The organism is Desulfurobacterium crinifex (assembly GCF_054656775.1).
The window spans coordinates 588714-613749 of sequence record NZ_BAAHXO010000004.1 but is presented as its reverse complement, the minus strand read 5'-3'; the positions used below and the strand labels follow the sequence as shown (position 1 = coordinate 613749).

Below are 25036 nucleotides of genomic sequence, written 5' to 3'. Positions count from 1 at the left end.
TCACTCCATAATCTTTCCTTCCCTTTTTAACCTTTTAATCAGATGATCCTCCTCTCCTGCTTCTATCCATCCTTTTGCTCTTAAAACGCAGCTATCACACTTCCCACAAGGGACTTCAGTTCCCCTATAGCAGGAGATTGAGTGGGCGTAATCAGCTCCAAGGGAAAGTCCAAGTTTTATGATTTCACCCTTCGTCAGCTTTATGAGTGGAGCGTGAATTTTCCACTTTTTCCCTTCCGCGCCAAGCTTTGTTCCTCTATTTAGAGCCTCCTCCATTGCAGAGAGAAATTCTGGCCTGCAGTCAGGATAACCGCTGTAGTCAACAGCATTCCAACCGCCAACAAGGTTTGTTGTATTCCTGCTTTCAGCGTAGGCCGCCGCTATTGAAATGAATACGCCGTTTCTAAACGGAACGTAAGTAACTGGAATTCCCCTCTCCTTTATCTCCTCAAGCGAGCAGGTTTCAGGAACTTCTATACTTCTATCCGTTAAAGCAGAAGCTCCAAACTTTGAAAGGTCAACCTCAAAGAGAACGTGCTCCTTTACTCCGGCATTTTTAGCCGTTATCTTCGCCATTTCTATCTCTATTGAATGCCTCTGTCCGTAGTAGAAAGTAAGTGCATAGACTTCGTCAAAGTTCTTTTTTGCCCAGTAGAGAGCAGTTGTTGAGTCAAGCCCTCCAGAAAATATCACAACAGCAGAACTCATTAAACCTCCCGGCATTCATTTCAAAAGTTGTTAAATTCTCCTTTCGTAAGGAGAATACAGGGGGGTCAAAAATTACTGCTACAAAAATCCCCCTGACACCCTTTTTAAAGGGGGAAACTTTTAGCATTTTTTGAACAGAATCCCAATGTCCTATTTGACTGAAAAAACTTTACAAACTAAAATTACGCTGACGACTATTATAATTCATCGGGAGAGGAACCTTGACCTTTCAGGAAATTATATTCACTCTTGAAAAATACTGGGCATCAAAAGGGTGTATTATAGCTTCGAGTTACGACGTTGAGCAGGGTGCTGGAACAATGCACCCATTTACATTTTTAAAAGTTCTTGACAAAAAACCCTGGAACGTCGCCTACGTTCAGCCCTGCCGTCGTCCAGCAGACGGAAGGTACGGTGAAAACCCCAACAGGCTCCAGCACTACTTCCAGTTTCAGGTTATTTTAAAACCCTCACCGGAAAACTCTCAGGAACTCTACCTTGGAAGCCTTGAAGCTCTTGGGATAAAACTTGTTGAACACGACATAAGGTTTGTTGAGGACGACTGGGAATCTCCAACTCTTGGAGCTTGGGGGCTCGGCTGGGAAGTGTGGCTTGATGGAATGGAAATAACCCAGTTTACTTACTTTCAGCAGGCAGGTGGAATTACTTTAGACCCGGTCTCTGTAGAGATTACCTACGGCTTAGAAAGGATCGCAATGTACATTCAAGGAGTTGACAATGTCTACGATATAGTCTGGACAGAGGGCGTAAAGTACGGTGATCTCTACAAAGAAAACGAGTATCAGTGGTCTGTTTACAACTTTGAAAAGGCTGATGTTGAAATGCTCTTTCAGCTTTTCAATATGTACGAGAAAGAGTCTCTTAGGCTTGTTGAAGGAGGACTTGTCCTTCCTGCCTACGATTACTGCTTAAAGTGCTCCCATATCTTTAATCTCCTTGATGCAAGGGGTGCAATTTCAGTTGCCGAAAGGGCAGCATTCATTGGAAGAGTTAGAAAACTTGCAGGAAAGTGTGCAAGGAAGTACTTAGAACTTGAAGAGGTAGAAAGTGAAGGCGCAGAATCTACTGGTTGAAATAGGGTGTGAAGAGCTTCCCGCTTCTTTCATAGAGCCAGCTCTCAAATTCCTAAAAGAAGAAATCAGAAAACACCTTGAAAATGCTCATATCCAGGCGTCAAATATTGAAACTTTTGGGACGCCAAGGCGTCTAATTCTCCTTGTCTACGATATTCCAGAGGTTCAACCAGACAGAGAAGAACTTCTTGTTGGACCATCCGTAAAGGCTGCCTTTGACAGCGAAGGGAATCCCACAAAGGCAGCAATCGGCTTTGCAAAATCAAAGGGAGTTTCTGTAGAAGAGCTAATCAGAGTATCAAATCCCCCCGGGAAGAAGGGAGAATACGTAGCTGTCAAAAAGCTCATCAAGGGAAGACCTGCAAGGGAGATACTATCTGAAATCCTCCCTGAGCTTATCCTTTCGGTTCCCTTCAAAAAAAGTATGAGATGGGGAACTAAAAAGATCAGGTTTGGAAGACCAATCAGGTGGATTGTTGCAGTTTACGGAGAGGAAACCATTCCATTTGAAGTAGACGGGATAAAGAGCTCTAACGTTTCCTATGGACACAGATTCCTTTCTCCTGAAAGCTTTGAGGTTGAAAACGTAAACGAGTTTGTCGATGAGCTTGAAAAAAGGTTTGTCGTTGCTGACATAGAAAAGAGAAAGTCAATAATTCTGGATGTTTCTGAAACCCTTGCAAGGAATGTTGGTGGAGAGCTCCTTAAAGACGAGGAGCTCCTTGAAGAAGTTACAAACCTTGTTGAATATCCTTATCCGATCCTTGGTAGCTTTGATGAGGAGTTCTTAAAGCTTCCAAAGGAAGTACCTGTTGTCGTAATGAAGGATCATCAGAAATTCTTCTCCGTTGTTGACGAAAATGGAAACCTCAAGAACTACTTCATCGGCGTTTCAAACATAAAACCCGTTGATGAGAGCGTTATCCGTAAAGGGTATGAAAAAGTCTTAAGAGCAAGGCTTTCAGATGCACTCTTCTTCTTCAACGAAGACAGAAAGAAAAGACTCGAAGAGAGAGTTCCAGAACTAAAGGGCATTGTCTTCCACGAAAAGCTTGGAACAATGCTCGATAAGACAGAAAGGCTTGAAGAACTAGCTCCCGTGATTTCGGAACTCATCAACGGAAAAGACCTTGAAGAAAAGGCAAAAAGAGCTGCACACCTCTCAAAAGCCGACCTTTTAACAGAAATGGTAAACGAGTTTCCAGAACTCCAGGGAACGATGGGAAAGTACTACGCTCTCCTTGACGGCGAAGATGAAGAGGTGGCAGTAGCTTTGGAGGAACAATACTTCCCAAGATTCTCTGGAGACAGAGTAGCAAAAGGCAGAATTGGTATTTCTCTCTCAATTGCAGAAAAAATTGACAACCTTGTTGGATTCTTTGGAGTTGGAATAAAACCTACAGGTTCGGCCGACCCATTCTCATTAAGAAGGAATGCAATTGGGCTGATTCAAACAGTTCTTGAAAACAAAATCCATTTCAATCTTCTTCCAATTCTCCAGAAAGCAAAGGAGATTTACGTTAGATCAGGAATAGAGATTTCAGAAAACGCTCCACAAGAAGTCCTTGACTTTATAAAGGAAAGGCTTAAAGTTCTCCTCCGGGAAAAAGGCTTTAGAGCCGACACAGTTGAAGCTGTTCTCTCTGTAACCGATGACATTTATGACGCACTCCTTAGAGCTGAGGCAATTGACACTCTCAGAAAGAGTGAAGAGTTTGAGGATGTTCTTATAACTATGAGAAGAGTCGTAAATATTATCCCTGAAGGGTTTGAAGCTTCTCCATTTGAACCAGAAGGAAAGTATGAAGTTGAACTCTATGAAAAGTTCCTCTCAATAAGGGAAAAACTTTCAAGTCTTATTTCGTCCGGAAATTACAGGGAAGCACTTCTTCTCATCAAGGAACTAAAGCCTTACGTTGATGCTTTCTTTGACAACGTTATGGTAATGGATAAGGACGAAACAGTTAGAAATAGAAGGCTTAGCCTTCTTAAAACTATTGCTGATGAACTTCAAAAGCTCGCAGACTTTTCAAAAATCGGACTTTAAGGGGGCAGGAGATGTCCAAAAAGATGGTTTATTACTTCGGCGGTGGAAAAGCCGAAGGAAAAGCAGATATGAAACTTCTCCTCGGTGGCAAGGGAGCGAATCTTGCTGAAATGACAAACCTTGGTTTACCAGTACCTCCTGGAATAACAATAACAACAGAAGTTTGTAAGGAATATTTCAAAAACGACTGTCAATTCCCTGAAGGGATGTGGGAGCAGGTTCTTGAGGGGCTTGCCAAAATAGAAAAAGAGATGGGTAAAAAGTTTGGGGATAGGGAAAACCCTCTCCTCGTTTCTGTAAGGTCAGGAGCTCCCGTTTCAATGCCGGGAATGATGGACACAATCCTCAACCTTGGCCTCAACGACGAAACTGTTGAAGGCCTTGCGAAATCAACAGGAAACGAAAGGTTTGCTTGGGATTCTTACAGACGTTTCATTCAGATGTTTGGAAACGTTGTAATGGGAATCCCTCACGATAAGTTTGAAGCGCTCCTTGAGAAGAAAAAAGAGGAAGTTGGAGCAAAGGCAGACGTTGACCTAACTGCTGAAGACTTAAAAGATCTTGTAAAACAGTACAAGGAGCTCGTTAAGAAAGAGACCGGAATGGAATTTCCTCAGGATCCTTATGAACAGCTTAAAATGGCAATAAAAGCTGTATTTGACTCATGGAACAACCCAAGAGCTATCAAGTACAGGGAAATCAACAAGATCCCAGAGGACTACGGAACAGCTGTTAACATTGTTGCAATGGTCTTTGGAAATATGGGAGACACCTCTGGAACGGGAGTTGCATTCACAAGGAACCCATCTACAGGTGAGAATGTCTTTTACGGAGAATACCTGAAGAACGCGCAAGGTGAAGACGTCGTTGCTGGAATCAGGACTCCACAACCTCTCACAAAGGCTCAGAAAACATCTCCAGATCAAACATCCCTTGAAGAAGAGTTCCCTGAAGTTTACAAACAGCTTGAAGAGATCAGAGAGATACTTGAGAAGCACTACAGAGATATGCAGGATATTGAATTCACAATAGAAAACGGCAGACTCTGGATGCTTCAGACAAGGACAGGTAAGAGAACTGCCAGAGCTGCTGTCAAGATCGCAGTTGATATGGTTAAGGAAGGTCTTATCACTAAGGAAGAAGCAATATTGAGAGTTGATCCTCTCATGATCAATCAACTTCTCCACCCAATGATCGATGAGGAGGACAGGAAGAGAGCTATCGCCGAAGGAAGGCTTATAGCCAAGGGACTTCCAGCAGCTCCAGGTGCAGTTTCTGGAAAGGTTGTCTTCTCTGCTGATGAGGCTGTAGAACTTGCTGAAAAAGGAGAGAAAGTAATCCTCGTAAGACACGAAACATCTCCAGAAGATATTCACGGAATGCATGCAGCCGAAGGTATCCTTACTTCCCGCGGTGGTATGACTTCCCACGCTGCAGTCGTTGCAAGAGGAATGGGTAAAACCTGTATTGTTGGTGCCGAATCCATCCACGTTGACTACGAAAATGAGGAATTCAGAGTTGGAAACGCTGTAGTTAAGAAGGGTGATATCATAACAATCGATGGTTCAACAGGTGAGGTCTTCCACGGAGAGATTAGGACAATTCCTGCTCAGATCTCTGGCGAGTTTGAAGAGCTCATGAAGTGGGCAGACGAAATAAGAGATCTCCAGGTAAGAGTAAACGCAGACACACCAGAAGACGCAAGGCAGGGAAGGGAGTTCGGAGCAGAAGGTATAGGACTCTGTAGAACCGAACACATGTTCTTCAAGGAAGAGAGAATCCCTGTTGTTCGTGAAATGATCCTTGCAAAGACCGAAGAGGAAAGGAAGAAAGCTCTTGAGAAGCTTCTCCCAATGCAGAGAGAAGACTTCATTGCAATCTTTGAGGTAATGAACGGATTACCAGTTAACATAAGACTCCTTGACCCACCACTTCACGAGTTCCTTCCGAGGACAGAGGAAGAGTTTGAAAGAACTGCAAAGGAAATGGGACTTCCAGTTGAAGAGATCAAGAGAAGGGCTGAGGAGCTTCATGAAGTTAACCCGATGCTTGGTTTGAGGGGTTCAAGGCTTGGAATTGCATACCCAGAAATCTACGAAATGCAGGTAAGGGCAATTCTTGAAGCTGCATGCCACTGCAAGAAAAACGGCATAGAAGTCCTCCCCGAGATAATGCTTCCTCTTATTGCAGACGACAGGGAACTCTACGAACTCAAGAAACTCATAGATAATGTTGCCGCAAAAGTTTTCCTTGAAACAGGAATTGAAGTTCCATATCAAGTTGGAACAATGGTAGAAGTTCCAAGGGCAGCTCTTATTGCAAACCAGCTTGCCCATTATGCTGAGTATTTCTCCTTTGGAACAAACGACCTTACACAAATGACCTTTGGTCTCTCAAGAGACGACTCTGGTAAGTTCATTGGAAAGTATGTTGAGCTCGGAATTCTCAAAGGGGACCCATTCATGCACATAGACGAAAACGGTGTGGGTCAACTAATAAGGTTTGCAATTGAGAAAGGAAATGAGACAAGGCCCGAAATCAAGACTGGAATCTGCGGTGAGCACGGTGGAGATCCAAGGTCAATAAACTTCTTCCAGAAAATAGGAGTTAAGTACATAAGTCCATCTCCATTTAGAGTTCCAATTGCAAGACTCGCTGCTGCTCAGGCAAAGATCAGACAGATGAGGGGAGAGCTTTAAGCTAAGTTCAAGCATTTTCAAATTGAGGGGGCTCTTGCCCCCTTTTTTTATTTGACTCACACTATTTTTTACATAGAATTTGAACATAATCCAAAGATGGAGGTTAAAATGAGATTCCTCTTGGCTCTCCTCGCAACTTCTCTCCTCTTTTCCTGTTCTAACGCACAAGAAAAAGAAAAAATCGAAAACAGGAAAATGAGTGTTCAGGAAGAAGAATTGATAATCAGGGCAGTTTTAAAACCGCTCTCTGTTAGAGGAGTGGAAGTAAAAGAGGTAAAAGCGATTAAGGATTCACCTGTTGAAGGTTTAAGAATGTTTGAAGTAACCATTATTGACAAAAAAAATAACAGATTGGTGAGAAAGTATATCTGGATGTCCGAAGATGGCAAATACCTTGCATTGGATCTTTTTAAAGTTAAAAAAGAAGGAGAAGAGGTCGCCATAATTCCTCTAAAACCGAAAAAGAGTGAAGTTCCCTTAAAGCAGGATCTCTCGTGGCTGAAAGCTATAGATGAGAAACTTCAGAAAGCCAATATTCCACACGTCATAGGAAACGGGAAAAATAAGGTTTATATAATCTGGGATGTCTACTGTCCATTCTGCTATAGACATTTCAAAGAGGTTGCAGGTAAAAAAGCTCAGGAACTTGATCTCCAAATTCACATGATTCCCCTTCCAGTTCATGGAGAAAGATCCCTGAAAGGCTTTGTTTACTTCACGCAGCTTGCCAGAAATGAAGGAATGAAAAGTGCCATAGAAAAGATGTTTTCCAAAGGAAATGGAGATTTCATGAAATATGCAAGAATCTTCTCAAAGGAAGTTGACGAAAACTACAGCAAGATTCCAGAGAAAGAGAGAAAAGAGCTCGACAAATTCTACAAGGATCTTCAGAAAGAGCTCCTCTCTCACAACATCCACGCAACCCCTACAATCATCTACATTCCACCTACGGAAAAAGAAAAAGGTTATGTCTTTGTAGGATTCAAACCCTTAGAAGAGATCATAAAGCAGAAATAATGGAAAAAGGAATTAGAGTAGAAAATTTAACAATTGGATATGGAGAGCCCCTTGTTAAGGGGCTCTCATTTTACATGGCAGAAAGCGAATTCTGGATTGTTGTAGGTCCAAACGGGGTTGGAAAGAGCACGTTATTGAAAACTATCCTTGGAATAATTCCGCCATTATCCGGAAAAGTTTTTATTCACGGCATTGACTGCACAAAAGGGTGTGATGAAAAGAGATTCCTGAGTTATGTTCCTCAAATGGAAGACTACTCTCACAACTTTCCTGCAACAGCTTTAGATGTTGTCCTTTCTGGCTTTTTCCCAAGGCTTAATAGATTTCAAAAACTAACTGACAGAGAAAGAGAAGTTGCCTTCCACTGGATGAAACTGCTGGGAATTGAATCAATCGCTAATAAACAGTTCAACACCCTGTCCGGCGGTCAACAGAGGAAAACGCTTATAGCAAGAGCCCTTGTTAGCAATCCCCACTACATTTTTCTGGATGAACCAACAACAGGTGTTGATCTGAAAAGCAGTAAAAGGATTTTAAAAATCATTCATAAACTCAACAAGGAAAAGAGATTTGGAATACTTATGGTTACTCATGATATAAACTTTGTCTGGGAATATATAGAAAAGGTAATACTCATAGGTTACAACGAATACTTCATAGGAAACAAAGAGGAAATTCTTAACGAAAAACTCCTTTCAAGAATTTATGAAGTTGACGTAAAGATTGCTGAAACCGAGTATGGTCCTATTTTCTTAGTTGGAGATAAACACCTATAACTTGGATGCTAAAATTCCCCAACCCTTTTAAAAAGAGGAAGTCTAAATTTTCCCCTTTGCAAAAAGGATATAGGGGGTTAAGTTATAATTTCTATTCAAATTAAATCCCTTCAAAGGAGTAAAAGAGATGGGAATGACAATTACTCAGAAGATACTTGCTGACCACGCTGGGAAGAAAGAGGTCTATCCTGGCGAACTGATAATGTGCAAAGTTGACATTGCCCTTGCAAACGACGTTACAGCTCCAATTGCAATAAAGCAGATTAAAGCCCTCGGCGCTAAAACCGTATGGGACAGAGAGAGAATTGCCCTCGTTCCAGACCACTTTGTCCCTGCGAAGGACATAAAGGCTGCCGAACAGGTAAAAATGATGAGAGATTTTGCAAGGGAGTTCAACATTAAACACTTCTGGTCTGAAGGAAGGGTTGGAATCGAGCACGCCCTCCTTCCAGAGCAGGGTGTTGTTGGTCCTGGAGACGTAGTAATAGGTGCTGACTCCCACACCTGTACTTACGGAGCTCTTGGAGCTTTCTCAACAGGAGTCGGTTCCACAGACATGGCTTATGCATGGCTCACAGGAGAAGTCTGGTTCAAAGTTCCTGAACAGATGAAGTTCATCTACTACGGAAAACGCCAGAAGTGGGTAAGTGGTAAGGATCTTATCCTCTACGTAATTGGAATGATCGGCGTTGATGGAGCTCTCTATAAGACAATGGAACACACTGGAGAAGCCATCAGAGATCTTCCAATGGATGACAGATTCACAATCTGTAACATGGCAATTGAAGCTGGAGCGAAGAACGGAATCATCGAACCAGACGAAAAAACTCTCGAATACGTTAAAGGTAGAGCAGAAAGACCTTACAAGCTTTACAAGTCCGATCCAGATGCTGAATACTCAGAAGTCTATGAAATAGATGTTTCAAAGATAGAACCTCAGGTTGCATTCCCATACCTTCCATCAAATACAAGACCTGTTACAGAAGCAACACATGTAACAATCGATCAAGTTGTCATCGGTTCCTGTACAAACGGAAGGATTAGCGACCTCAGAGTTGCTGCTCAAATACTCAAAGGTAAAAAGGTCAATCCAAACGTAAGATGTATCGTTATTCCTGCAACTCAGGAAATTTACAGACAAGCTATGAAGGAAGGACTTATAGACATATTCATAGAGGCTGAATGTGTCGTTTCAACACCAACTTGTGGTCCATGTCTTGGTGGACACATGGGAATCCTTGCTAAAGGCGAAAGGGCTATTGCGACAACCAACAGAAACTTCGTCGGAAGAATGGGGCACCCTGAAAGTGAAGTCTATCTTTCATCTCCAGCAGTTGCTGCCGCTTCTGCCGTTCTCGGTAGAATCGCCCATCCTGATGAAGTCGTTGGATCTGAAAGCTAAGCGAATTTTCCATTTTCCGGTGTCAGACTCTATGTCTGGCACCATTTACTAAATCAATACTTTCTGGAGAAAAAACTTGGATCTTTTCGAAATAAGAAACTGGTTTGCCCACAATCTCTGCGATTATCTGAGAGAAAAAGAAAATGAAGATTTAGAAAAACTATTGACTGTAATAGAGGTTATTGAAAAAGAAAATGCTGAAACTGAAGAAAGAATTGGAAAAGTAATCGTTTCTGAATTCCCACTAATAAAGAAAAAAAATAATAAGCTAAGCCTGAACAGAGAAGAATTAGACCCATTTACTGAAGAATATCTCAAAGAAAAAGCAACCACTTACAGAGAATTCCTCCAGTCCCTTGAAGAGTTTGAACCGGTAGGTAATGACATAGAAAAAAATATTCAGATGGCGAGGAAACTCTTTAAGGCAAAACTCTACTTTGAAGTTCACGAACTCCTTGAAGAGCTCTGGATGGGAGAATTCGGAAAGTACAGGGAATTTCTTCAAGCCTTAATACAACTTGGGGTGGCTTATTACCATCTAACAAACTACAACCTTAGGGGATTTGAACTCCTCTTGAAAAATGCGAGAGAACTGCTTGAACCTTACTCAGGAGAAATTCACGGAGTGAATGTTAATCGACTGAAAAAAGAACTTGAAAATATAGATCCAGATAAGATTATAGAGTTTTGATAAAATAAAAACCTATAACTAATCCAAAGAGTGGAGGGAAATATGAAAAGCTTTAACGACGGTCTTGCAAAAGGTCTCGGGATAGGAGCTACAGTTGTCGGACTCATGATGATGACAATGTTTTCCCTTTTGCCACTTGGTATTTTCTCTCAGGTACTTGATCTTGAACACTACATGGGACTGAAAATAAGCCTCGCTGCCATTTTTGCTCTCATCACATTTTCATTCTACGTAAAGTATGTTAAGAGCATGAAACTTCCACCAATTGTCTGGGGATTTGGAACAATGATATCCCTCCTCATGTCAGGAGTTCTCTTCTTCGTTACAGTCGATGTCGTCCTGAAAATCATCGGCCTGGAGTAAGATGGATTTAAGGCAGTTAGAAGTATTCACAAAAGTTTTTGAACTTAAAAGTTTCTCTAAGGCTGCTGAAAAACTCAGCATATCCCAGCCAACAGTTAGTGCTCATATTCAGAATTTAGAAGATGAATTGGGATTACGACTTTTTGACAGGGTTGGAAGGAAGGTAGTTCCAACCCATGAAGCTAAAATACTGTATAGACACGCTGTAGAACTCTTAAAAAAGAAAGAAGAAGCACTTTCAGAACTCCTTTCAGTTACAAAGAAATCTAAGGGAACTCTAAGAATTGCAGCAAGCAATATACCTGGAGACTACCTGATACCCCACATACTTCCAAAGCTGAAACACATAATGCCTGAAGTCATAATCCAGGTTGAAATCCTTGACTCAAAAAAGGTCGTTAAGCAACTAAAAGAAGCCATACCGGAATACGACATCGGATTTGTTGGTTCGAAGATTGGCGACCAGAAGTTAGAGTACAAAAAAATTCTGGATGATGAAATAGTTTTGATAGCTCCCCCATACTATCGGTCAGAAACCATAAAAATTAAAGAAATAACAAAATTTCCCCTTATCTTCAGAGAGGAAGATTCAGGAACAAGGTTAACCGTCGAAAAAGCTTTAGAAGCAAAAGGCATTAATCCTATTTTTCTCAACGTTGTTGCATTCTTGGGAAGCAACACAGCTATAAAAGAAGCTGTAAAGAAAGGCGTTGGCTTTGGTCTTGTATCAAAATACTCCATTCAGAGAGAACTTGAATGCAACAAGTTGAAAACAATAAAAATAGAAGGTCTTTCCATAAAAAGAAGCTTCTACGCAGTCAGGAGAAAGGATATTACCCCCATACCTGCTGCAAGAACACTCTGGGATAACCTTGAGAAATTCTTCAACTCTGTAAATACCTAATTTTGTTAATGGCATCTCTGTAGATTGGCTGATCAATGAACTTTCTTCTGTAAGTTATCCCTCCTTTTCCTTCTTTAAGTGCTTCTTCATAAAGCTTCACAATCTCCTTAGCTTCCTCTATCTCCTCTAAGGAAGGGGAGAAAACTTCATTAGCTATCCCTACCTGCTTAACCGAAATACACATTTTTCCATCAAATCCAAGTTCTTTCTCTCTTTCTGCCTCTTTCCTGAAACCTTCCAGATCCTCGTAATCCTGATAAGCTGGGGCAATCGGTGAAACGTTATGAGCTCTACAGGTAAGAACAAACTTTTCTCTAATGTAGTCTGCAAATCTTGACGTTTTTAAAAGCTTCTGGGAAAGCTTTAGGTCTGCAAAAAGATCAAGTATTCCAAGGTATGCAGCATTAACTCTCTTAGAAGCTCTTAAAATCTCTCCTAAATTCTCAATTGCTCTTCCAGTTTCAATCGAAAGTTGTAATTTTATAGTTCCCTCCTCTAATCCTTTCGATAGTTCAAAAGCTTTTAAAATTCCCTCAAGTACAACGATGTCTTCTGCTGTTTCTACCTTACTAAGGCGAATAGCATGGGGAATAACTGAAAGGAGCTTAGTTATATCTTCCCAAAAATATTGTGAATCAAGAGGATTAACTCTTATAACAATCTCTTTTGAACCATCAAAAGAGGTGTTAGTTAGAAACTTCCTCAAAAATAATCTGGCAAAAGGCTTATTCTTATCTGAAACTCCATCTTCTACGTTAAAAATAATAATATCGGCATCCCTACTAAAAACCTTTCTCAAGTGTTTAATTCTATCTCCAGAAACTATAAGTGCAGACCTTCTGAAAGGCTTTTCAAAAAATTTTCTTTCCTGAAGATTTTCAGGATATCTTTCCAATTCTTCAACTTTCAACTCATCTGCTAAAACCTTTTCACCCAATTCAAAAAGCTCTTCCACTACTTTCCTCCAGATTCACACAGTCAGAAATAACGGGGCAAAAGCCCCGTGAAATTTTACTTGAAAGTTAAATTAACACCAGCAAAGAATGCTCTTCCCATTGTGTTGTAGCCGTAGGCAAGCTCGTAATCTTTATCTGTCAGGTTAATGCCTTTAAGGTAGAAGTTAACCCTGTCGTTAAGCTGGTAAGAGGCGTAACAGTTGTAGGTGGTGAAAGATGGAAGAGTAACGTTTTCCCACTGAAAAATCTGGTTATAGTAGCCGTCTTTTCTGGAACTATAATGTTCTACCCAAAAAGAAAACTTTGCTTTATTCTTAGATAAATTAAGACCAACAGTATAACTATTTTCTGGTCTTCTAAGAACAAAGTTTTCATCTCCTCTTGCTGAAAGATGTGTATAACTTCCTGTTAAAGTCAAGAAGTTTAAAGGCTTCCACGAAAGTTTTGTTTCTGTACCTTCTGTTTTACCAGAAGCATTGATAAACTTAAAGTTTGTATAATCCCAAACAACACTTGAAAAAATATTATTTTTGAAATAAGAAATAGATAAATCTAAGTTATAAGGCAGTTTTTGATGTAAACCAACAATCCATCCTTCAGATTCGTCAGGAACCAAAGAAAGATTTCCAAACAAAGTATTGTACATTTGATAAAGTGTTGGAGCCTTAAAACCAGTTCCGTATTGTCCTTTAAAAGTAGTGCTTGTAGGTAGGAATGTATAGGCAGTAGAAATTTTGTATGTAGTTTTATTTCCAAATTTGCTATGAAAATCTCTCCTCAAAGCTATCGTTGTATGTATTCCGTAATAGTCAGAATGAATTTCTCCAAATATAGATTTAGCATGGACGGAAGGACTACCAGTGAAAGGTATTTCAGCCTTTTCTTGTTTATAACTTACACCACTAGTTAAAAAAAGTTTCTGGTTTACATAGTAAGTGGGCTGTAAGGTGAAATATCTTGTAATTCCCACATAACTGCCATAACTATATTCTCTATTTTCTTTGTTATTCCCGAACTTCGTGGAGAGCACAAGATTATCGCCTAAGATAGCATCAACGTTAAGATTGGTAAAGAAGTTGTCATAAGTTGTATACGTATTCTCATCGAGAGCTCCATTGTCATACTCTACTTTCCCTCCCTTAACTTTGAAATTACCGCTAATCTTCAAATAATCAGTAAGATTCCAGCCGTAGCTTATCCAACCTGTTCTATAGTTATATCCATCGTTATCAGCTTCATAACGAGAAGTATTTTTCTCATTAGTAGCGCTAAAGCCGTTGGTTTTGAAATTCTCAAAAGCAAAAGAGAAATAACCATCCTTTAACTTGAGTGCAGAATAAATGTTTTCCTTAAAGGTTTTATACTTTCCACCTTCAAATCCAAACTTAAATTCATTTTCCTTAGGTTTTTTAGTAATAATGTTAATTACACCAGCAATTGCCTCAGAACCGTAAAGAGCTCCTTGAGCTCCTTTAAGAACTTCTATTCTCTCAACATTGTCTAAGTCTATATAAGCGAAATTCGCCTGAGTATCCATTAAACTTGGATCATTTATTGGTACCCCATCAATCATAACCATAATGTGCTTTGTCGGAAGCCCTAGCATGTAAACGCTATATGGAGATTGTCCTGGTCCACCTGCCGGGCTAACATGCACCCCCGCAACATACTTCAAAACATCTGCAATGCTTGTAAATCCATACTTTTTAATTTCTTCCTGAGTAATGATATCTACGTCATCACCAACATGCTCCACAGGAACTTCTACCCTTGTAGCCGTTACCTGTACTTCTGGTACTTCCTCAGCAGAAGCTCCAGAAACCAGAAGCAGAGAAAGCACAAGCAGCTTTTTTCTCACCCTTTACCTCCTGTGTATGGTTTTATGAAAATTTCATTTTGAGATTTCAGAATCCTTAGCTTTGTGTCAAAGAGAAGTTCAACATTCTCAAGAAACTCCTCCTTTCCACCAGAAAAGAAAAGCCTTCCGTTTTTCAAACCTATAAATCGATCTGCAACATCAAGGAGGAAGTTGAGATCATGAGCGGTAATAATCACAATCTTCTTTCTCTCTTTTAGCTCCTTTAGTATCTCTGCCAAAAATGGAAGAACCTCAACATCTAAGAAAGCTCCAGGTTCATCAAATAGATAAACGTCAGGATCGATAAGAAGAAGCCTTGCTATGAGAACCTTTACTCTCTCTCCACCGCTGAGGGTAGAGAAAATTCGATCTTTCAGATGGGAGATATTCAGTTTTTTTAGATAAGTCTCAACCTTTTCAATATCCTCATCAGCCAAAGAAGGAAAAAATCCTTTTAATGGAACCAATGAAGATAGTAAAAATTCAAAAACTGTATAAGGAAAAGAAATTTCCAGTATCTGTGGAAGATAGTTGACTTTTAAAACCCTTTTCCTGATGGACAACTTTTTCAGATCTTCACCATCAAGAAGCACAAAACCAGAATAGTTCAAAAATCCACCAATACACTTGAGAAGTGTTGTTTTTCCAGAACCGTTTTTACCTGCAAGACCTATAACCGATCCTCTCTCTACTCTAAAAGAAATATCCTTTAGAATTTCTCTATAAAAAAGATTCTTAGCCTCTAACAATGGAATACCTCCAGACAATATAAAGAAAAGTTGGAACGCCAATAATGGAGGTAATTACCCCAACAGGCAGAACTATCGGTGAAAGAACGTTCTTCGCCAATCCTTGAGAAAAAACAAGAATGCTTCCTCCAAGGATAAAGGAAAGAGGCAAAAGCTCCCTCTGGATTCTAAATCCCAGAAACCTGACAGCATGAGGAATTACAATTCCAACAAAACCGATTATTCCTGTTTTCGCGACAAACACAGAAACGAAAGCAGAAATGACCAAAATGTAGAGAATCTTTTCCCTTTCGTGAGAAATACCAGAAAAATAGGAAAGCTCATCCCCAAGACTTAAGGCATCAAGCCGGAAAGCAACTGGCAGGAAGATTAGAAGGGAAAGAAGAGCAATCAATAGATACCCAAAAGCTTCTCTAATATCAAGAGAGGGAATGTAACCAAGAGAAAAAAAGAGAGCATCCTGAACAGAATAGAACGGAATCACTGCAAAGAAGAAAAGTATAAGTGCCGAAAAAAAAGCGTTGATTCCCACTCCAAAAAGGAGAATCTTAAGGTTCTCTTTCAAGAAAAGAGCCGCTATAAAGATGAGCAGAACCGTGAAAAGCCCTCCAATCAAAGCTCCGAACTCAATACTTATTCCTTTCCAAGCTCCAATTGTTGCACCGAGAGCCCCCCCAGCAGAAACCCCGAGGATATAGGGATCTGCCAGAGGGTTTCGGAAGACTCCCTGGAAAACCCCCCCTCCCACTCCAAGGAGCCCTCCAACGGCAAAGGATAAAAGAAGTTCTGGAAGTCTTATATCAAGCAAAATCGTTCTGTTAAATTCTGGAAGTTCCCAGAAAAGAGAAAAGAAAAAACTCCCCAAGACAACGATTATGACAATCATCCATTTAACTATTTTCTGCAAACCTTATCCTCCACTTCTCTGAGACCGATCAGAATTCTGGGACCTGGATGAAGCAGATTATCAGGCGTAACAGAAACATTCTTTATAGAAAACTTCTTTAGAAATTCCCGTGCACCTTTAAGTTTTTCTCCCTTAAGAGATAAAATCGCCAGATCAGGCTTATTCATAACAACAAACTCATTTGATATAACCCCAAACGAGACATCAGGAATGACATTTGCTCCACTCAGGCTGAAAGCCTCTCCAATAAAACTTTTACTACCAGCTACATAAAGCGGCTGGTAGGAAATAATTACAAGTAGTCTTTTTCCATCCAGACAAAATGAAAGCTTCTTTGCTTCACGCTTTAAAGCAATTTCAAACTCTTTTTTCTTCTCTTCTCCATTACTGGAAAGAAGATCACCGATGACTCTTATGGCATTTTCAACATCCTCTAAGGAAACAAACCTTAAAACGCGAACTTTAATTCCAAGATTTTTCAGTTTCTTAAGAACTTTTTCAGGAGTAAGGTTTGAAGCTATTACAAGATCAGGATGAAGAGAGTAAATTTTTTCTAAGTCGGGATTTACAATACCCCCAACCTTTATTTTCTTTCTGACATCTTCAGGATGATCACAGAAAACGGTAACGCCTATTAACTTATCACCAGCCCCAACATAATAGATAATCTCTGTTATTGCTGGAGATAGAGAAACGACCCTATCGTAAGAGTAAGCCGGTAAAAAAGTAAAAAGAATCCCTACAATAACAAAGAAAACTCTCACTCTTCCTCCTTGCCCTGAACCCCCGCAGGGCAAAAGACATTCTCGCGCAGGCCGGTCTCCCGGCTCACAGGGTTAAACAGGCTTTAACCTTCCCAGAGAGGGAGCTCTCACCCACACTCTCCAGTGGTTAAAGCCCATTATTTGTTCCCTGCTCACGGTTGCGGGGACAGCGCCGGACTTTCACCGGACTTCCCGTTCACCTGCGCAAGGGAGATTATACTAATTTACAGGTCTTTTCAGGTAAAATAACATTTACTTTAAATCTATGTTCTTGGAGAGAGCAGAAAATGTCAAAATTTCAATTTGCAAGGATAGATAGACTTCCTCCATACGTTTTTGCTGTTGTAAACGATCTCAAGACAAAGATGAGACGTGCAGGAGAAGATATAGTTGACCTTGGAATGGGGAACCCTGATCTTCCCACACCCCAGCACATAGTTGATAAACTCTGTGAAGCTGCTCAAAATCCTAAGAACCACAGGTACTCTCAGACCAAAGGACTCTACAAGCTAAGGGAAGCTCTATCACTCTGGTATAAGAGAAAGTACAACGTTGATCTTGACCCAGAAACAGAGGTTATAACAACTATCGGTTCAAAAGAAGGGCTTGCTCACCTTGCCCTTACTCTTATAAATCCCGGAGACGTTGCGATTGTTCCAAGTCCCGCTTATCCTATTCATCCCTATTCGATAATCATCGCAGGCGGAGACGTTAGATCTGTTCCTCTGATTCCAGGAGAGGAAGATGGATTCCTCGACTCCATCATCAAAGCCTACAAAGAAAGCTGGCCAAGACCAAAGCTTTTAATCCTCAACTTCCCTCACAATCCAACAACTGCCTGTGTTGACCTCTCTTTTTTTGAAAAAATCGTTGACTTTGCGAGAGACAACAACCTGATTGTCATTCAGGATTTAGCTTACGCTGAAATAGCTTTCGACGAATACGTTCCTCCAAGCATCCTCCAGGTAAAAGGTGCAAAAGAGGTTGCAGTTGAGTTCTACTCTCTCTCAAAGACCTATTCGATGGCAGGCTGGAGGGTCGGATTTGCGGCAGGGAACAAAGAAATAATCCACGCCCTCTACAGGATGAAAAGCTACCTCGACTACGGAATGTTCCAGCCAATTCAGATAGCTGCAATCATTGCTCTGAAAGGGGATCAGTCCTGTGTTGAGGAGTACAGAAAGATTTACGAGAAAAGAAGGGATGTCCTTGTTGAAGGTTTAAATAGAATCGGCTGGAAGGTGGAAAAACCAAAAGCCACAATGTTTGTCTGGGCTGAAATTCCTAAGGAATTCCAATCCATGGGCTCCTTGGAATTTGCAAAGATGCTCCTTTTGGATGGTAAAGTTGCCGTCTCCCCAGGAATAGGATTTGGAGAGTACGGAGATAAGTATGTAAGATTTGCCCTTGTTGAGAACGAACTCCGAATCAAACAAGCTGTCAGAGGAATAAAGAGAGCCTTCGAGAAATACGGACTGAGGAAGATAAACGTTTAAGAGGAGAGAATGGATAGTCTAAAAGTTGGAATAATCGGCTGTGGAACGGTCGGTGGAGGCGTTGTAAAGCTCCTAATAGAGAATAAAGAGATCATCGCGGAAAGAATCGGCAAAAGAATCGACATCGCTTTTGTTGCAGATAAAGATGTTGAAAAGGTTAAAAAACTCGGCGTTCCTGAAGAAAAGATAGTTGACGACGGATTTAAAGCACTTGAAAGAGAATGTGACGTTGTTGTTGAACTGATTGGTGGAACGACAATTGCAAAGGAGATAATCCTCTCAGCCATAGAGAAAGGAAGAGACGTCGTAACTGCAAACAAGGCTCTCCTTGCGGATTACGGTGAGGAACTGTTTAAAAAAGCAAGGGAAAAAGGAGTCTCTTTAAAATTTGAGGCAAGCGTTGGAGGTGGAATACCTGTCATAAAGGCCCTAAGAGAGGGACTTGCAGGAAACAAAATTGAAAGGATTTACGGAATCATAAACGGAACGGCAAACTACATCCTCACTGAGATGACAGAAAAAGGAATAACCTTTGATGAAGCTCTAAGGAAAGCACAGGAACTAGGATACGCTGAAGCAGACCCGACACTTGACGTAGAAGGGTACGACGCTGCTCACAAGATAGCAGTTCTCAGCACACTCTCGTTCTGCAAATGGGTAAAGACTGAAAATGTTTATGTTAGAGGAATCAAAGACATTACACCCCTTGATATAGAGCTCGCCCGTGAATTTGGCTATAAAGTAAAGCTTCTTGCAATTTCAAAGCTCGTCGATGAAGAGTTAGAAGTTAGAGTCCATCCAACAATGATTCCAGAAAACCACATCCTCTCAAACGTTAACGGCGTTTTCAATGCCTGTCTGATAGAGGGAGACTTCGTTGGAGATACTCTCTACTACGGAAAAGGAGCAGGCGAAAAACCAACCGCAAGTGCCGTTGTCAGTGACATCATCGATATTGCAATTGGGAATAGGTATTCAGTTCCAGAATGTCTGTTCAAAGATGAGGAAAAGCTAAAAATAAAAGCTCCAGAGGAATTCATCTCCAGTTTTTACCTAAGATTTACAGCAGTAGATAAGCCGGGTGTTCTTGCGAAAATTTCAAAAATTCTTGCAGATTACGGAATAAGCATAAAGATGGCTCTCCAAAAGAGCATCGATATCAATGGTGGTGTTCCAGTTGTAATGACAACACATCCAGCCTGTAAGAGCAAAATCCTGAAGGCAATTGAGGAAATAGACAGGTTAGACGTTATTCTCAGTCCAACATTTGTCTGCATGATTGAGGAGTTGTAGAGATGATTATTGTAGCCCTTGATTTTGACTCTAAGGAAAAAGCACTTTCATTGATTGACAGGATAAAAGGGAAGATAAACCACTTTAAAGTGGGATTGGAGCTCTTTTCAAGGTGCGGAATAGAGATAGTAAAAGAGATTTCAGATAAAAACTGCAAGGTTTTCCTCGATCTCAAATACCACGACATACCAAATACAGTGAAATCTGCCGCTAAAGTGGCAGTTGAAGCCGGTGTCTGGATGTACAACATCCACGCTCTTGGCGGTTTTGAGTTTATGAAATCGGTAGCTGAGTTCAACAAAGAATATGCTCAAAAAATTGGAGTTGAAAGACCGCTTCTCATTGCTGTTACAATCCTTACAAGCATGGGAAATGAGGATTTAAAACAAATCGGAATTAATACAGATGTTGAAACAGAAGTCCTGAAACTTGCAGAGCTGGCAAAAAGGGCGGGACTTGACGGTATCGTCTGCTCAGCAAAAGAAGTGAAGAAAATAAAAGAGAACCTCGGAGAGGACTTTTTAACCGTTACTCCTGGAATCAGACCGGCCTGGGCATCAAAGGATGACCAGAAGAGAATCGTAACACCAGCAGATGCTGTGAAACTGGGAACTGATTACATGGTTATTGGAAGACCAATAACAAGAACGGAAGACCCAAAAGAAGCAGCAAGGAGAATAACTGAAGAGATTCAGACTGCCCAAGAAAAGTTTTAAGCTCTACAAGGTGGTGTATTCAAAAGACGCTTTTTACCCCCCCTTACAAAGGGGGGAACAATTTAAGAAGAATACAAAAGACTAATACCTGATTGATAGGAATGAAGCTAAGTTATTGGCGGGATAAATCTATTTCCTCTCCTATAACACAGTACCTCTTGCCGCCTAATCTTCCAACAATCCCTTTTTGAGTTTCAAGAATTTCAGGATCATAGTGAATTGCGACAACCTCGCCAATGACCAAATCCATTGGAGTATCGCCAATTTCAACGATTTCCTTCAGCTTACATTCAAGGGCTGCTGGAACACCTTTTACCCTTGGAGGTTTAACCATCAAGGAGGGTTCAAGAGCTATCCCAATCTTTTCGGCTTCACTCTCTTCAGGTGGGAAGTCGTTCCCTGTCTCCACCATTTTATTGAGAAAATCTTCACTGACAACGTTTATTACAAACTCTCCTGTTTCTCTGATGTTCCTTCCGGTGTCCTTTTGGGTTCCATCTTTTCTCTTTCCGATGGAGACAACAACTATAGGAGGCTTCGTTGTCACTGCATTATAGAAGGAAAAGGGAGCCAGATTAACGACTCCCTCATTTGAAACGGTTGTAATCCAGGCTATGGGTCTTGGAACAACTGTATTGAAAATCAACTTGCTAATCAGCTTCTGGTCAGTTTCCCCAACCTTTGCTGTTTTCATTAGCCGTTAAACTCCTCCTTGTTGAGAAGTTTCACTGTAAAGGTGAGAGCTTTTCCGGCAAGAGGATGGTTGTGATCTATTGTCACTGTCTCATCGTTAAAGTCAAGAACTGTAACCATTATTGTCTGTCCATCTGGAGTTTGACCGTAAAGAACTCCTCCTTTTTGGAGCTCCACTCCCTGAAAGTACTGTCTTGGTAAGGTTTCTATAAGCTCTTCCCTTCTTTCTCCGTAAGCCTCTCCGGGAGAAAGTGTAAAGGTTTTCTCCTCACCAACTGCCATTGAGGAAACTTCCCTTTCAAAGCCTGGAATTACCTCGTTTCTTCCTGACACGAATCTGAAAGGTTCCCTTCCCTCACTCGTGTCAATAACTCTTCCTTCTGAGTCTCTGAGTGTGTACTCAATGGTGTAGATGTAGTTCATGCCTTCTCCTTAAAATTTTTAACCACTATACTACAGATTTTGATAAGTTTCCATAGCTGCGGAAACCGAATCACCAAACTTAAAGTTTCTATATCCAAGCTCATAAAGTGCAAACTCAACAACTTCAAGGCCTGTCAGGATGTCAAGTATATCAACGTATCCCATGTGGGAAAGTCTAAAGATTTTCCCTTTCAGATGTTCCTGACCGCCGGCAATTGTGATTCCGTATTTCTCCCTTGCGATTTTCACGACGTCCTGGCCGTTGATTCCTTCCGGCGAAAGAACTGCTGTAACACCGTTTGCAGGTTTTTCAGAGAGGAGCTCAAGTCCAAGAGCCTTAACTCCAGCCCTTGTTGCCTCTGCAAGCCTTTCGTGTCTCTTTGCAACGTTTTCAAGTCCTTCCTCTTCAATCATCTTGAGAGCTTCATTGAGGGCAACAACAAGGTTTACACCTGTGGTGTAAGCTGTCTGTCCCTTTTGCTGATTCTTAAGCTCCTTCTTTAAGTTGAAGTAGTAACTTCTTGATTCTACCTCCGACAGTCTTTGCTGTGCCTTTTCATTCAGAGAGATAACAGCAAGCCCTGGAGGTGTCATCAAAGCCTTCTGTGAACCGGTTATTCCAACATCAATTCCCCATTCATCCGTTGGTATATCATAGACTCCGTAAGCTGTTATTCCGTCCGCTATAAGAAGCACATCGGGGTAGCTCTTAAGGAGCTCTCCAATGCCTTTGACATCATGAATTGTTCCTGTGGAAGTTTCACAGATCTGAACGAGAACACCCTTAACGTCTGGGTTTGTTTTTAAAGCTTCTTCAATATCCTCGAGTCTAACGCTTTTTCCCCACTCAACTTCAATAACAATCGGTTTCACTCCAAAAGTCTCACAGAGCTCCTTCCATCTCTCTCCAAACTTACCACCAACAACTACAACTGCACTATCCCCAGGATTGAAAAGGTTTGAAACAGCAGCTTCCATCGCTCCTGTTCCAGAAGAAGTGAGAATAAGAACCTCTCCTTGCGTCCTGAAAAGTCTTTTAAGCCTTTCCTTAGCTTCAAGGAAAATTTCCTTAAACTCAGGAGAGCGGTGGTAGAGTGTGGATTTCCCCAGAGCTTCAAGAACTCTCTCTGGTACCATTGTTGGTCCCGGTGTTAAAAGCCTTTGCTTTATCGGTCTCAAGGTCAACCTCCTATTCCGTAATTTTTCTACCTTAACCCAACTTGCTACCCATTCTTCCCTAATTACCCTCCCTTGATGGGAGGGAACTAAAGGTAGCAAGTTAAGTTATTTTAATAAACCCCCTTAGCAAGGAAAAAAGTTGAACTTTCCCTTTTCTAAGGAGGGTTAGAGGAATCCAATTGCTATCCAAGAACTTTTAAAAACTTCATGACTATCGTCTTCTCTCCGTAGTTCGCAAAGAATGCCGTTACCTTTGCGTTTTCTCCAGCTCCTTCTATTCGTCTTACAACTCCCTTTCCAAACTTCTTGTGAAAGACAAGACGTGGTCTTTTCTCCTTTTGAACATTTTTTACTGAAATCTCTTTAGTAACTGCAGGTTGTGATTCCCTCTTCTTTACCTCCTTAATTAAATAAGGAGGAATCTCTTCAAGAAATCTTGATTTCCTTGTATCCCTGTAACTTCCAAAGGTTCTTCTTCTCTTGGCGTAAGAAAGAGCAAGTAGTCTTTTAGCCCTCGTTATTGCAACGTAGAAGAGCCTTCTCTCTTCCTCTATTCCTTCTTTTGTATCAAGGCTCTTTATATGAGGGAAAAGTCCCTCCTCAAGCCCTGTAATGAAGACAACGGGAAACTCCAGCCCCTTTGATGCATGGACTGTCATGAGAGTAACCTTTTCTTCCTCCTCTATCTCGTCCTGATCTGAAGAAAGAGTGATAGTGCTCAAAAACTCTAAGTAGAGATCCTCTCCTTCCAGTTTCTCCCTCTCTGAAAACTCCTGAACTGTGTTACCAAGCTCTTTTGTGTTCTCCAGCCTCGATTCCCAGTCCTCTGGATTTTCCTTCCTCAGATACTCCTCATATCCTGTTGAAACAACAATAAACCTTATCAGATCGTAGGGTTTGAGCCGATGGAGTTTTTCCCTGATTTCTTCAATTGTCCCTATTAAGTCTTCAACAGCTCTTTTCTGCTTCTCCATCTTCAGTTGAGAAGAAAGAATCTTCAGAGCTCCAATGTTGGAGCTCTCCTTTTCAAGAATCTCCTTCAACTTTTTTTCTACAGCAGAACCAAGCCCTCTCTTTGGAACGTTCAGAATTCTCAAAAGGGAAATGGTATCTTTTTCAAAAAGAGCCACTCTCAGGTAAGCTATAATGTCTTTAATTTCCTTCCTTTCGTAAAACTTCAACCCTCCAACGATCTGATAGGATATACCCTCTTTCCGTAAAGCATCCTCAATAACTCTCGATTGAGAGTTTGTTCTGTAAAAAACAGCAATTTCAGACGGTTTAACTCCTTTTTTTAAAAACTGTTTAACCGTCTTTGAGACAAAGTTTGCTTCATCTATGTCGCTTTCAGTAGCATAAAGTCTTATTGGCTCTCCCGCAGGATTATCTGTATAGAGCTTTTTCCCTTTCCTAAGTTTATTGTTTTCAATAACTGCATTTGCAGCGTCAAGAATCACCTTCGTACAGCGGTAGTTCCTCTCAAGTTTTATTATCTTTGCATTTGGAAAATCCTTTTCAAAGGAAAGAATGTTATCTATATTCGCCCCTCGCCACGTGTAGATACACTGATCCTCATCTCCCACAACACAGATGTTCCCTTTCTCCTTTGTCAGAACTCTTGCGATTTCATACTGAACCCTGTTTGTATCCTGGTACTCATCTATGAGAACGTACTGGAAGAAGTCGGAATACCTCTTCTGGAGCTCTGAATCTCTCAAAAGTTCCCTTCCGTAGATCAACAGATCATCGAAATCAAAAGCGTTGTTCTCCTTTAACCGTCTGTTATAAGCCTCAAATATCTCTCTTATCCTGTCGTAGTAGATGGTCATGCTGTCTACAGAGTAGAGACCGTTCTTTATGTTGCTTATAACCGATGCTATGGCTGATGGATTGTAGAGTTCAGAATCAAGGTTCATATCCTTTATTATCTCTCTCAGTAACCTCTTTTTATCATCTGAATCCAGAATGAGAAAGTTTGGCTGATAGCCAACCTTTACGCTGTGAGCCCTTAAAAGCCTCACACAGAAAGAGTGAAAAGTGGACACAAGGACCGGTGCCGAACTTCCAACCAATCCTTCAACTCTCTCCTTCATCTCTCTGGCAGCTTTATTTGTAAATGTAACTGCCAGAATCCTCTCAGGTTTGTACTTCAACTCTTCAATCATGTAAGCAATCTTATAAGTAATAACTCTCGTCTTTCCAGAACCTGCCCCTGCTAAGATAAGGAGAGGCGAATCAAAGTAGAGTACAGCTTCAGCTTGCTCCTTGTTGAGACCTTTAAGAAACTCCTTCAATTCTTTT

The 25036-nt window shown here is 41.0% G+C and carries 22 protein-coding genes and 1 riboswitch; of the genes, 12 read left to right on the top strand and 10 right to left on the bottom strand.

Annotation, left to right across the window (positions count from 1 at the left end; translation table 11 throughout):
* Positions 1 to 708, bottom strand: a complete 708-nt coding sequence (gene queC, locus ACYQ3A_RS05175) for a 7-cyano-7-deazaguanine synthase QueC (protein ID WP_459896064.1) — start codon at positions 706 to 708, stop codon at positions 1 to 3.
* Positions 709 to 929: 221 nt separating this feature from the next.
* On the opposite strand from queC, the gene ACYQ3A_RS05170 reads away from it, so the two are divergent.
* From ACYQ3A_RS05170 to ACYQ3A_RS05130, 9 genes are all read left to right on the top strand, one after another.
* A complete protein-coding gene (locus ACYQ3A_RS05170) occupies positions 930 to 1802 on the top strand; it encodes a glycine--tRNA ligase subunit alpha (RefSeq protein WP_459896063.1) in 873 nt (290 codons plus the stop codon).
* Positions 1777 to 3849 carry a glycine--tRNA ligase subunit beta gene (gene glyS / locus ACYQ3A_RS05165; protein WP_459896061.1) on the top strand — a complete coding sequence of 691 codons (2073 nt, stop codon included), beginning with the start codon at positions 1777 to 1779 and terminating at the stop codon, positions 3847 to 3849. Before ACYQ3A_RS05170 ends, glyS begins: the two co-directional genes overlap by 26 nt.
* 11 nt (positions 3850 to 3860) lie before the next feature.
* A complete protein-coding gene (gene ppdK / locus ACYQ3A_RS05160; protein ID WP_459896059.1) occupies positions 3861 to 6548 on the top strand; it encodes a pyruvate, phosphate dikinase in 2688 nt (895 codons plus the stop codon).
* A 108-nt stretch (positions 6549 to 6656) separates the two neighbouring features.
* The gene (locus ACYQ3A_RS05155; RefSeq protein WP_459896057.1) at positions 6657 to 7565 is read left to right on the top strand and encodes a DsbA family protein; all 909 of its coding nucleotides are present in this window, start codon (positions 6657 to 6659) and stop codon (positions 7563 to 7565) included.
* A complete protein-coding gene (locus tag ACYQ3A_RS05150) occupies positions 7565 to 8341 on the top strand; it encodes a metal ABC transporter ATP-binding protein (protein ID WP_459896055.1) in 777 nt (258 codons plus the stop codon). Before ACYQ3A_RS05155 ends, ACYQ3A_RS05150 begins: the two co-directional genes overlap by 1 nt.
* Positions 8342 to 8468: 127 nt before the next feature.
* Positions 8469 to 9743 carry a 3-isopropylmalate dehydratase large subunit gene (leuC, locus tag ACYQ3A_RS05145; RefSeq protein WP_459896053.1) on the top strand — a complete coding sequence of 425 codons (1275 nt, stop codon included), beginning with the start codon at positions 8469 to 8471 and terminating at the stop codon, positions 9741 to 9743.
* A gap of 76 nt (positions 9744 to 9819) precedes the next feature.
* A complete protein-coding gene (locus ACYQ3A_RS05140) occupies positions 9820 to 10434 on the top strand; it encodes a DUF309 domain-containing protein (protein ID WP_459896051.1) in 615 nt (204 codons plus the stop codon).
* A gap of 42 nt (positions 10435 to 10476) precedes the next feature.
* Positions 10477 to 10797: a hypothetical protein gene (locus ACYQ3A_RS05135; RefSeq protein ID WP_459896049.1), complete on the top strand. Its 321-nt coding sequence runs from the start codon at positions 10477 to 10479 to the stop codon at positions 10795 to 10797.
* Position 10798: 1 nt separating this feature from the next.
* On the top strand, positions 10799 to 11701 hold the full coding sequence (locus ACYQ3A_RS05130; RefSeq protein ID WP_459896047.1) for a selenium metabolism-associated LysR family transcriptional regulator: 903 nt from the start codon (positions 10799 to 10801) through the stop codon (positions 11699 to 11701).
* Here ACYQ3A_RS05130 and ACYQ3A_RS05125 read toward each other — a convergent pair.
* From ACYQ3A_RS05125 to ACYQ3A_RS05105, 5 genes are read right to left on the bottom strand one after another with little or no spacing between them, the layout of a single operon-like run.
* The gene (locus ACYQ3A_RS05125) at positions 11682 to 12656 is read right to left on the bottom strand and encodes an HpcH/HpaI aldolase/citrate lyase family protein (protein WP_459896045.1); all 975 of its coding nucleotides are present in this window, start codon (positions 12654 to 12656) and stop codon (positions 11682 to 11684) included. The genes ACYQ3A_RS05130 and ACYQ3A_RS05125 overlap by 20 nt on opposite strands.
* Before the next feature lie 56 nt (positions 12657 to 12712).
* Positions 12713 to 14515 carry a TonB-dependent receptor plug domain-containing protein gene (locus ACYQ3A_RS05120; protein WP_459896043.1) on the bottom strand — a complete coding sequence of 601 codons (1803 nt, stop codon included), beginning with the start codon at positions 14513 to 14515 and terminating at the stop codon, positions 12713 to 12715.
* The gene (locus tag ACYQ3A_RS05115) at positions 14512 to 15264 is read right to left on the bottom strand and encodes an ABC transporter ATP-binding protein (protein ID WP_459896041.1); all 753 of its coding nucleotides are present in this window, start codon (positions 15262 to 15264) and stop codon (positions 14512 to 14514) included. Before ACYQ3A_RS05115 ends, ACYQ3A_RS05120 begins: the two co-directional genes overlap by 4 nt.
* Entirely contained in the window at positions 15251 to 16171 is a 921-nt protein-coding gene (locus tag ACYQ3A_RS05110; RefSeq protein WP_459896040.1) for a FecCD family ABC transporter permease, read from the bottom strand. The genes ACYQ3A_RS05115 and ACYQ3A_RS05110 overlap by 14 nt, the downstream gene beginning before the upstream one ends.
* Entirely contained in the window at positions 16159 to 16935 is a 777-nt protein-coding gene (locus tag ACYQ3A_RS05105) for a helical backbone metal receptor (protein ID WP_459896039.1), read from the bottom strand. The genes ACYQ3A_RS05110 and ACYQ3A_RS05105 overlap by 13 nt, the downstream gene beginning before the upstream one ends.
* 32 nt (positions 16936 to 16967) lie before the next feature.
* Positions 16968 to 17154, bottom strand: a riboswitch (cobalamin riboswitch).
* Between the two features lie 68 nt (positions 17155 to 17222).
* On the opposite strand from ACYQ3A_RS05105, the gene ACYQ3A_RS05100 reads away from it, so the two are divergent.
* Genes ACYQ3A_RS05100 through pyrF form a run of 3 tightly spaced genes read left to right on the top strand, consistent with a single transcriptional unit; the run spans position 17223 to position 20440 of the window.
* Complete coding sequence (locus ACYQ3A_RS05100) at positions 17223 to 18431, top strand: aminotransferase class I/II-fold pyridoxal phosphate-dependent enzyme (RefSeq protein ID WP_459896038.1); 1209 nt, start codon at positions 17223 to 17225, stop codon at positions 18429 to 18431.
* 9 nt (positions 18432 to 18440) lie between these two features.
* The gene (locus ACYQ3A_RS05095) at positions 18441 to 19724 is read left to right on the top strand and encodes a homoserine dehydrogenase (protein WP_459896037.1); all 1284 of its coding nucleotides are present in this window, start codon (positions 18441 to 18443) and stop codon (positions 19722 to 19724) included.
* Positions 19725 to 19726: 2 nt separating this feature from the next.
* Entirely contained in the window at positions 19727 to 20440 is a 714-nt protein-coding gene (gene pyrF, locus ACYQ3A_RS05090; RefSeq protein ID WP_459896036.1) for an orotidine-5'-phosphate decarboxylase, read from the top strand.
* Between the two features lie 112 nt (positions 20441 to 20552).
* Here pyrF and ACYQ3A_RS05085 read toward each other — a convergent pair whose 3' ends face one another.
* The 4 genes from ACYQ3A_RS05085 to ACYQ3A_RS05070 form a co-directional block, all read right to left on the bottom strand.
* Complete coding sequence (locus tag ACYQ3A_RS05085) at positions 20553 to 21134, bottom strand: flavin reductase family protein (RefSeq protein WP_459896035.1); 582 nt, start codon at positions 21132 to 21134, stop codon at positions 20553 to 20555.
* Positions 21134 to 21556, bottom strand: coding sequence for an FKBP-type peptidyl-prolyl cis-trans isomerase (locus ACYQ3A_RS05080; RefSeq protein WP_459896034.1), 423 nt, complete (start codon positions 21554 to 21556; stop codon positions 21134 to 21136). Before ACYQ3A_RS05080 ends, ACYQ3A_RS05085 begins: the two co-directional genes overlap by 1 nt.
* 30 nt (positions 21557 to 21586) lie before the next feature.
* Positions 21587 to 22735 (bottom strand): pyridoxal-phosphate-dependent aminotransferase family protein, encoded by a 1149-nt coding sequence (locus ACYQ3A_RS05075; protein ID WP_459896033.1) that lies wholly within the window; start codon positions 22733 to 22735, stop codon positions 21587 to 21589.
* Between the two features lie 182 nt (positions 22736 to 22917).
* A complete protein-coding gene (locus tag ACYQ3A_RS05070) occupies positions 22918 to 25029 on the bottom strand; it encodes an ATP-dependent helicase (RefSeq protein ID WP_459896031.1) in 2112 nt (703 codons plus the stop codon).
* Between the last annotated feature and the right edge of the window lie 7 nt (positions 25030 to 25036).